The following is an 8,430-nucleotide window of genomic DNA, read 5'->3' as shown; positions in this document are numbered from 1 at the left end:
CGACGATCTGATCGAGCGCCCCCTCCATGACCTCGTCGAGCTTGTAGAGGGTGAGGTTGATGCGGTGGTCGGTGAGCCGGTTCTGCGGGAAGTTGTAGGTGCGGATGCGCTCGGAGCGGTCGCCGCTGCCGACCTGGAGCTTGCGCGACTGGGACTCGGCGGCGGCCTGGGTGCCCTGGGCCGCCGCGAGCAGGCGCGCGTGCAGCAGCGACAGGGCGCGCGCCTTGTTCTTGTGCTGGGAGCGCTCCTCCTGGCACTCCACCACCAGGCCCGAGGGCAGGTGGGTGATGCGCACGGCGGAGTCGGTCTTGTTGATGTGCTGGCCGCCGGCACCGGAGGCGCGGTAGGTGTCGATCCGCAGATCCCCGGCGTTGATGTCGATGGCGTCGATCGACTCGACCTCGGGCAACACGGCGACGGTGCAGGCGGAGGTATGCACCCGGCCCTGGGACTCGGTCTCGGGGACGCGCTGCACCCGGTGGGCGCCGGGCTCGAACTTGAGCCGGGAATAGACGCCGTTGCCGCTGATGCGTACTACGACCTCCTTGTAGCCGCCCAACTCCCCCTGGCTCTCGCTGTAGACCTCGGTGCGCCAGCCGCGGGTCTCGGCGTAGCGCAGATACATGCGCAGCAGGCTGCCGGCGAAGAGCCCCGCCTCGGCCCCGCCGGTGCCGGCGCGCACCTCCAGAAAGCAGTTGCACTGGTCCTTGGGGTCCGGCGGGACCAGGAGGCGGTGCAGTTCGGGTTCCAGCGCGTCCCGGCGGGCGGCGGCGGCGATCACTTCATCCCGGGCCAGGGGGGCCATCTCGGGATCGGCCAGCAGTTCCTGCACCGCCGCCAGTTCCGCCTCGGTCTGCCGATAGCGCCCGAAGCACTCCACCAGGGGTTCCAGTTGGGCATACTCGCGGCTCAAATCCCGGAACCGGTTGTTGTCGGACTGGATCGCGGGGTCGGAAAGCAGCAGCGTAATCTCGCTGAAGCGCTCGTCCATGCGCTCCAGCCGGTCGCGGATCGAGTGGTTCATTGGGGCGGGGCGGCCTGCACCGCGGGACCGAGCTGGAACAACTCGTTGGCGGCCTCCAGGATGTCGGCCTGGCCCTCCCGCGCGGCCTGGCGCAGCCGGGTGCTGGGGGCGTGCAGCAGCTTGTTGGTGAGGGTGTGGGCGAGGAAGGTCAGCACATCGGGGGCGGACTTGCCGGCCTCGAGCTGCCGCTTGGCCCGCTCCAGGACCTCGTCGCGCAGGCTCTCGGCCCGGCTGCGGTAGTCCTGGATCACGCTCGCGGCGTCGAGCGAGCGCAACCAGCCCATGAACTCCTCGGCGTGGAAGGCGACGATCTCCTCGGCCTCCAGGGCCGCCGCCTGGCGCGAGCGCAGCCCCTCGTCGATGACCCCCTGGAGGTCGTCGACCGTGTAGAGATAGACATCGGTCAGGGAGGCCACCTCGGGCTCGATGTCGCGCGGGACGGCGATGTCGACCATGAACATCGGGCGATGCCGACGCTTCTTGAGCGCCCGCTCCACCGTGCCCTTGCCCAGGACCGGCAAGGGGCTGGCGGTCGAGGAGATCACGATGTCCGCGTCCGCCAGGTGGTTGGCGATCTCGGTCAGGGCGATGGCGAAGCCGTCGAACTGGGCGGCCACCTCGTGCGCCCGCTCCACCGTGCGGTTGGCCACGATGATGCGCCCGATGCCGTTCTGGTGCAGGTGCCGGGCGACCAGCTCGATGGTCTCACCGGCGCCGATCAGCATGGCCGTCTGTTGCGACAGGTCACTGAAGATCTGGCGCGCCAGGCTGACGGCGGCGAAGGCCACCGAGACCGGGCTGTTGCCGATGGCGGTGTCGGTGCGTACCGTCTTGGCGACCGAGAAGGCGTGCTGAAACAGCCGCGAGATGAGCTTGCCGGTGGCGGTGCAGCCGGTGGCGGTGGCGAAGGCGCTCTTGACCTGGCCCAGGATCTGGGGCTCACCCAGCACCATGGAGTCCAGGCCGCAGCCCACGCGCAGCAGGTGGGTCACCGCATCCCGGCCCGCGTGGGCGTAGAGGAAGGGGTTGACCCGCTCGTGCTCGACCCCGTGGAAGCCGCCCAGCCAGTGCCGCACCGTCTCCTCGCCCCCATCGTCGGTGGCACAGTAGACCTCGGTGCGGTTGCAGGTGGAGAGCACCACCGCCTCGTGGACACCCGCGTGCCCCCGCAGGTCGCGCAGTGCCCCGGCGATAATGTCGGGTCCGAAGGTGATGCGCTCGCGCACCTCGATCGGGGCCGTCTTGTGATTGAGCCCGATGACCAGCAGTTTCATGTTGAGACCGTCAAATTTGGACCCCGCGATTGTCCGGCTTATGGCGCCAGATGCAAGTCATGGTTGTCGACAACCGCGCGGCCGGTCGGACCCTGTGTCGCCCCAGGCCCGCGGCGAGCGCGTATGCTGCCGTAAGTCGCTCGCCGCCGCCAGTGCGCAGCGGCCCCGAGCCGGGTACGCGATGCGTACCCCACAGCTACCGGACGCTCTCACGGACCGGGCCTCGTTGTCGTTGTCGTTGTCGAATAATCCGACCACGATTACGAAACCGAAAACGACAACGACAACGACAGCGTACCCGGGATCTCGTCGGTCACCACATCAGTTCTGATCGCACCCGCGGCCCCGCTATACTCACCCCCTGGACACCAGTAACCCCTCATGAGCGCCTCTTCGATGCCCGACACGCCGTCCCAGAAGTCCCGCGGGAGCGGTCCCGCCGCCGCCGGACTCTTTTGCGTCCTGTGCCTCGGCGCCCTGAGCGCGCCTTGGGCGGAGCCGACCCCGGCGGCCCCTTCACCGGCACTGCCGACACCGGCGGGTACCCCCGGGACGGCCCCCATGCCGTCGTCCGCGACCGGGGCGCAACCGGCCGCGGACGCGCCCCTGGGGGAGCACCGCCAGGCCCTGTCCCAGCCGACGCCCCCGAACCTGCCGGAGGCGGGCGCACCGCCCCCGGACGGCCCGCGCACGCGCGACAGTCTGGACGCCGACCTGGTCTACGCCGTGCTGGTCGCCGAGGTGGCGGCGCGGCGCGGTGACCTGGCGATGGCCTTCACCCACTATCTGCACGCTGCACAACTGGCCCGCGACCCCAAGATGGCCGAGTTGGCGGTGCGGGCCGCGATCAGCGGCGGGGACGACGCGGGGGCCGCGCGCGCGGCGGCCCTGTGGCTTGTGATCACGCCGGACTCCCCGGGGGCGCACCAGGTCGCCGCCATCCTGCGCCTGAAGGCGGGCGAGCGCGAGGGCGCGCTGACGCACCTGGCGCGGGTGGTCCAACTGGCCGCGGACCCCGAGTACGGCTACCAGCAGGCGGCCGCCATCATCGGCCGGGCGGCCAGCCCGCCGGAGCGGGTCGCGTTGATGAGCGACCTGGTCGCGCGCGACGAGACCAACGCCGACGCCCAGCAGGCCCTGGCGCTGGTGGCCGCGAGCGTCGAACAGTTCGAGGCCGCCACCGCCGCCGCGGCGCGCGCCCAGGCGCTGCGCCCGGACTGGGACAAGCCGCGCCTGTTCCTGGTCAGGCTCCTGCTCGCCCAGGGTAAACGCGACGCGGCGCGGGCCCAGCTCGAGCAGTTCATCGCCGCGCGGCCGGATGATCGCGCCCTGCGCCTGCTCTACGCCCAGTTCCTGGTCGATGAGAAGGACTATACCGGCGCCCGGACACTCTTCACGCAGTTGCTTGCCGACCAGCCGCGGGCGCCGGAGGTCCTGTTCGCCGCCGGCATCCTGTCCCTGGAGTTGGAGGACCTGGCGGCCGCGCGCGACTATCTCACCCGTCTCTACGAGACCGGCGAGCGGCGCGACGAGACGAGTTTCTACTTAGGCCAGCTCGAGGAGCGGGCCGAGCAGCCGGGCGCGGCGCTCGATTGGTACGCCAAGAGCCAGGGCGCCAACCTGGTGGAGGCGCGGGTGCGCACCGCCGTCCTGCGGGCCAAGGCCGGCGAGGTCGAGCGGGCCCGCGAGATCATCCAGCAATTGCGCGACCTGGCACCGGATGAGGCGCCCGCGCTGTTCCTCGCCGAGGCCGAGATCCTGGACCAGGCGGGGCGCCCGGACGCGGCCATGCAGGTCTATGGCGACGCGCTCGCCGCCTTCCCGGACGACCCGGACCTGCTCTACGGGCGGGCCATGTACGCGGTGAAGCTCGAGCGCATCGGGCCGGCCGAGCAGGACCTGCGGCGCATCATCGAGCAACACCCGGACCACGCCGACGCGCTCAACGCCTTGGGCTATACCCTGGCGGATCGCACCGACCGGTATCAGGAGGCCCTGGGGTATATCGAGCGCGCCTACCAGCTCAAGCCCACGGAGCCGGCGATCCTGGACAGCGCCGGGTGGGTGAACTACCGGCTCGGCCGCTACGAGGCGGCCCTGGAGTACCTGATCAAGGCCAACGACGCCATGAAGGACGGGGAGATCGCCGCCCATCTGGGCGCGGTCCTGTGGGCCCTGGACCGCCAGGCCGAGGCCCGGGCGGTCTGGGACGCGGCCCTGAAAGACCATCCGGACCACCCCTATCTGCTCAAGATGATGGCGCGCCATCCGGCGCCGGACGCCGCCGCACCCGGGGCCGCGACGCCCCAGTCCCCGCAGCCGCCCGCCAACGAGGCGCCGCAGTGAACCCCGCGGCGATGGCACAGCCCTGGCCGGCACCGGCCAAGTTGAATCTGATGCTGCGCGTCCTGGGCCGGCGCCCGGACGGCTACCACCGCCTGCAGACCGTCTTCCAGTTCATCGATCGCTGCGATCACCTGTGGTTCACACCGCGCGACGACGGCCTGATCGAGCGCGCCGACGCCTTGCCCGGGGTCCCCGAGTCCGCGGACCTGACGCTGCGGGCCGCCCGCGCCTTGCAGGCCCACTGTGGTTGTCCGCAGGGGGCGGAGATCCGACTGGACAAGACCCTGCCGATGGGCGGGGGGCTCGGCGGCGGCAGTTCGGACGCCGCCACCACCCTGGTCGCCCTGAACCGGCTCTGGGGCCTCGACCTGCCCGAGGACGAACTGGCCGCAATCGCCCTGCCGCTGGGGGCCGACGTGCCGGTCTTCGTGCGCGGCCGGGCGGCCTGGGCCGAGGGGGTCGGCGAGCAACTCACCGCGGTCGAGCTGCCCGAGCCCTGGTATCTGGTCCTGACCCCCCCCGGCCAGGTCGCCACCGCGGCGGTCTTTGGGGACCCGCAATTGACGCGCGACTCGCTTCCCGTCACACTTGCGGACTTCGTTGCGGGCGACCGGCGAAACGATTGTCTCGCGGTCGTGCGTCGCGGTTACCCCGAGGTGGCCGCCGCGCTGGACTGGCTGCAGGGCGTCGGGGGTGGTCAACTCACGGGTACCGGCGGATGCGTCTTTGCGGTCTTTGCCGATCAGCATAGCGCGCTCGCCGCCCGCGACCTGGCGCCGCCCCGGTTCCGGGCCTTCGTGGCGCGGGGGCTCAACCGCTCCCCGCTCCTGGACCGGTTGGCGGCAGAGCCCGGGCAGCATCACGCCGGCTACTGACCACCGACCACCGATCACTCTGTTATCTTGGGGCGTCGCCAAGCGGTAAGGCACCGGGTTTTGATCCCGGCATCCCCAGGTTCGAATCCTGGCGCCCCAGCCAATTCACTGTCGGCGTCGCCTGACACCCGCCCCTATCAGACCGGAACTTCGCCTTGCCAGCCAGTCACATGATGGTCTTTTCCGGGAACGCGAACCCGGAACTCTCAGCCGATATCGCCCAACACCTGGGGTTGTCCCTGGGCAAGGCCGTGGTCGGTCAGTTCAGCGACGGCGAGGTGATGGCCGAGATCCAGGAGAACGTCCGCGGGCGCGACGTCTTCGTGGTCCAGCCCACCGGCGCCCCCACCAACGACAACCTGATGGAACTCCTGGTGCTGATGGACGCCCTGCGCTGGGCCTCGGCCAAACGCATCACCGCCGTCATCCCCTATTTCGGGTACGCCCGCCAGGACCGGCGACCCCGCTCGGCGCGGGTGCCGATCACCGCCCGGCTGGTCGCCAAGATGATCGGCCAGGCCGGGGCGGACCGGGTCCTCACCATGGACCTGCACGCCGACCAGATCCAGGGATTCTTCGACATCCCGGTCGACAATGTCTACTCCTCGCCGATCCTCCTGGGGGATGTCTGGCGCCAGAAGCACCCTAACCTGATCGTGGTCTCCCCGGACGTGGGCGGTGTGGTGCGGGCGCGGGCGCTCGCCAAACGCCTGGACGACGCGGATCTCGCCATCATCGACAAGCGCCGGCCCAAGGCCAACGAGGCGCAGGTCATGAACATCATCGGCGACGTGGACGGCCGCTCCTGTGTCCTGATCGACGACCTGGTGGACACCGCCGGGACCCTGTGCCGCGCCGCCGCCGCGCTGAAGGAGCACGGCGCCCAGCGGGTCGTGGCCTACTGTACCCACGCGGTCCTGTCCGGACCCGCCGTGGACACCATCACCAACTCGGTGCTGGATGAACTGGTCGTCACCAACACCATCCCGCTGCGCCCCGAGGCACGCAATTGCCCGCGCATCCGCCAACTGAGCATCGGCGAGTTGCTGGCGGAGACTATGCGGCGGGTCTCAAATGAGGAGTCGGTCAGTTCGCTTTTCATGGACTGAACGCTCGTTGTCGTTGTCGTTGTCGTTGTCGTTGTCGTTGTCGTAATCGTTGTCGTAATCGGAGAACCGATGCAATTTGTCGTGCGAGCGAATCCTCGGCGCTACGATAACCTCGATTACGATTACGACAACGACAACGACAACGACAACGACGGGACAAGCATTCCTGAACGACCGGTAGCTGGTCGTTAACAGGCGAAATTCTGCGGGGCCTAGATGCGTTCCGCCCCTTGTGTGCCGGGAACCTGGTCGCGGGTCCCGGCGCTTTGTTTGTGATTCAACTGGAGAACGCCCATGAGCGTAAATTTCGACGTCCCGGCCGAGCCCCGCAGCGATACAGGTAAGGGTGCGAGCCGCCGCCTGCGTCGCCAGGGCCTGATCCCGGCCATTGTCTATGGTGGTCATCAGGAACCGCAGATGATCTCGCTGCGGCACAACATGATCCTGCGGCACCTGGAGCACGAGTCCTTCTACTCCCATGTGCTGAACCTCAAGATCGGCGACCTCGAGGCCCCGGTGGTGCTCAAGGACCTGCAGCGCCACCCGGCCAAGCCCTTTATCCTGCACGCGGATTTCATGCGCGTGAGCCAGGATGAGAAACTGCGCATGGTGGTGCCGCTGCACTTCCTGAACGTGGAGAAGTCCCCCGGCGTCAAGGCCGGCGGCAATGCCTCCCACACCCTGACCGAGATCGAGATCAGCTGCCTGCCCAAAGACCTGCCGGAGTATATCGGGCTCGATATCGCGGCCATGGAGGTGGGCGACATCATCCACCTGTCCGAGATCCCGCTGCCCGAGGGGGTGTCGCTCGCCCATGCCCCCGACCCCGATGAACCGGTGGTCGTGATGCACGCCGCCCATGCCGGGGCTGAGACGGAAGGCGAAGAGACCGAGGGCGGCGGCGCCTGAGCGGGCCCGCCGCGGACCCTGCGGACACCGGCCCGGCGGAGCATCCGTCGGGCCGGTGCCCACCCGCGGTCGACACTACCATGGACCCCGTCGGCATCCGTCTCATCGTCGGTCTGGGCAACCCGGGCCCGGACTATGCCCCCACCCGCCACAATGTCGGCTTCTGGTTCGTCGATGCACTGGCCATTGGTCAGTCATTCAAGGCCGAGGCCCGCTTCCACGGCGAGTTGGCGCGCCTGACCCGGCGGGGCAGCGACCTGCGGCTCGCCAAGCCCGCGACCTACATGAACCACAGCGGTCGCTGCGTGGCCGCCGTCAGCCGCTATTTCGAGATCCCCCCCGAACAGATCCTGATCGCCCACGATGAACTGGATCTCGCCGTCGGCACGGTGCGCCTCAAGCAGGGCGGCGGACACGCCGGTCACAACGGCCTGCGCGACACCATCAACCTGCTCGGCAGCCGCGACTTCTGGCGCCTGCGCATCGGCATCGACCACCCCGGCGACCGCAGCCTGGTCACCAACTATGTCCTTGGCCGCCCGTCGCGCGACGATGCGCTGCGCATCGAAGACGCGCTGCGCGACGCCGAGGGCGTGATCGACGACTGTCTGGACGGACGCTTTCAGTTGGCGATGAACCGGCTGCATCGCGCTCGCTGAGGACCGGTTCACAATAGCTAGCCAATTCCATTCGGACCGCCTGTAGCGCCATTTTCGTTGTCGTTGTCGTTGTCGTTGTCGTTGTCGTTGTCGTTGTCGTTGTCGTTGTCGTTGTCGTTGTCGTAATCGAGATTATCGCAGCGCCGCGAGATTCTCTCGTACCCCAAAGCGGGCCTTGATCATAATTGCGGCCACCGCGGTCGGCGCGGCAGCCCGTCGCGGCCGGGGGCCGCT

Annotated in this window: 9 protein-coding genes and 1 tRNA gene; 7 read left to right on the top strand and 3 right to left on the bottom strand. The window is 69.1% G+C overall.

The annotated features are described in order from the left end of the window. On the bottom strand, nucleotides 1–1,024 hold a 1,024-nt coding region (gene prfA, locus QZY48_RS08370), incomplete at its 3' end, for a peptide chain release factor 1 (RefSeq protein WP_295430061.1). Further along, nucleotides 1,021–2,298: a glutamyl-tRNA reductase gene (gene hemA, locus QZY48_RS08365; protein ID WP_295430059.1), complete on the bottom strand. Its 1,278-nt coding sequence runs from the start codon at nucleotides 2,296–2,298 to the stop codon at nucleotides 1,021–1,023. The genes prfA and hemA, both read right to left, overlap by 4 nt. A 181-nt stretch (nucleotides 2,299–2,479) precedes the next feature. Here hemA and QZY48_RS08360 point away from each other — a divergent pair, with 181 nt between their 5' ends. From QZY48_RS08360 to pth, 7 genes are all read left to right on the top strand, one after another. After that, entirely contained in the window at nucleotides 2,480–2,629 is a 150-nt protein-coding gene (locus tag QZY48_RS08360; protein WP_295430057.1) for a hypothetical protein, read from the top strand. Nucleotides 2,630–2,694: 65 nt separating this feature from the next. Then, a complete protein-coding gene (locus tag QZY48_RS08355) occupies nucleotides 2,695–4,644 on the top strand; it encodes a tetratricopeptide repeat protein (protein WP_295430055.1) in 1,950 nt (649 codons plus the stop codon). 11 nt (nucleotides 4,645–4,655) lie between these two features. After that, a complete protein-coding gene (ispE, locus tag QZY48_RS08350) occupies nucleotides 4,656–5,519 on the top strand; it encodes a 4-(cytidine 5'-diphospho)-2-C-methyl-D-erythritol kinase (protein ID WP_295430065.1) in 864 nt (287 codons plus the stop codon). 28 nt (nucleotides 5,520–5,547) lie between these two features. Beyond that, nucleotides 5,548–5,622: transfer RNA gene (locus tag QZY48_RS08345), tRNA-Gln, on the top strand. 52 nt (nucleotides 5,623–5,674) lie between these two features. Beyond that, complete coding sequence (locus QZY48_RS08340; RefSeq protein WP_366929654.1) at nucleotides 5,675–6,628, top strand: ribose-phosphate diphosphokinase; 954 nt, start codon at nucleotides 5,675–5,677, stop codon at nucleotides 6,626–6,628. 294 nt (nucleotides 6,629–6,922) lie between these two features. Next, the gene (locus tag QZY48_RS08335; RefSeq protein WP_295430053.1) at nucleotides 6,923–7,537 is read left to right on the top strand and encodes a 50S ribosomal protein L25/general stress protein Ctc; all 615 of its coding nucleotides are present in this window, start codon (nucleotides 6,923–6,925) and stop codon (nucleotides 7,535–7,537) included. 80 nt (nucleotides 7,538–7,617) lie between these two features. Further along, nucleotides 7,618–8,196 carry an aminoacyl-tRNA hydrolase gene (gene pth / locus QZY48_RS08330; RefSeq protein ID WP_295430050.1) on the top strand — a complete coding sequence of 193 codons (579 nt, stop codon included), beginning with the start codon at nucleotides 7,618–7,620 and terminating at the stop codon, nucleotides 8,194–8,196. 17 nt (nucleotides 8,197–8,213) lie between these two features. Here the strand turns inward: pth and QZY48_RS08325 are convergent, their stop codons facing one another. Continuing rightward, nucleotides 8,214–8,363, bottom strand: coding sequence for a hypothetical protein (locus tag QZY48_RS08325; protein WP_295430048.1), 150 nt, complete (start codon nucleotides 8,361–8,363; stop codon nucleotides 8,214–8,216). Between the last annotated feature and the right edge of the window lie 67 nt (nucleotides 8,364–8,430).

Source organism: uncultured Thiodictyon sp. (genome assembly GCF_903828115.1).
GTDB lineage: Bacteria > Pseudomonadota > Gammaproteobacteria > Chromatiales > Chromatiaceae > Thiodictyon.
Note: the sequence above shows the minus strand (reverse complement) of the source record. Positions and strands in the feature narration are given on the sequence as shown.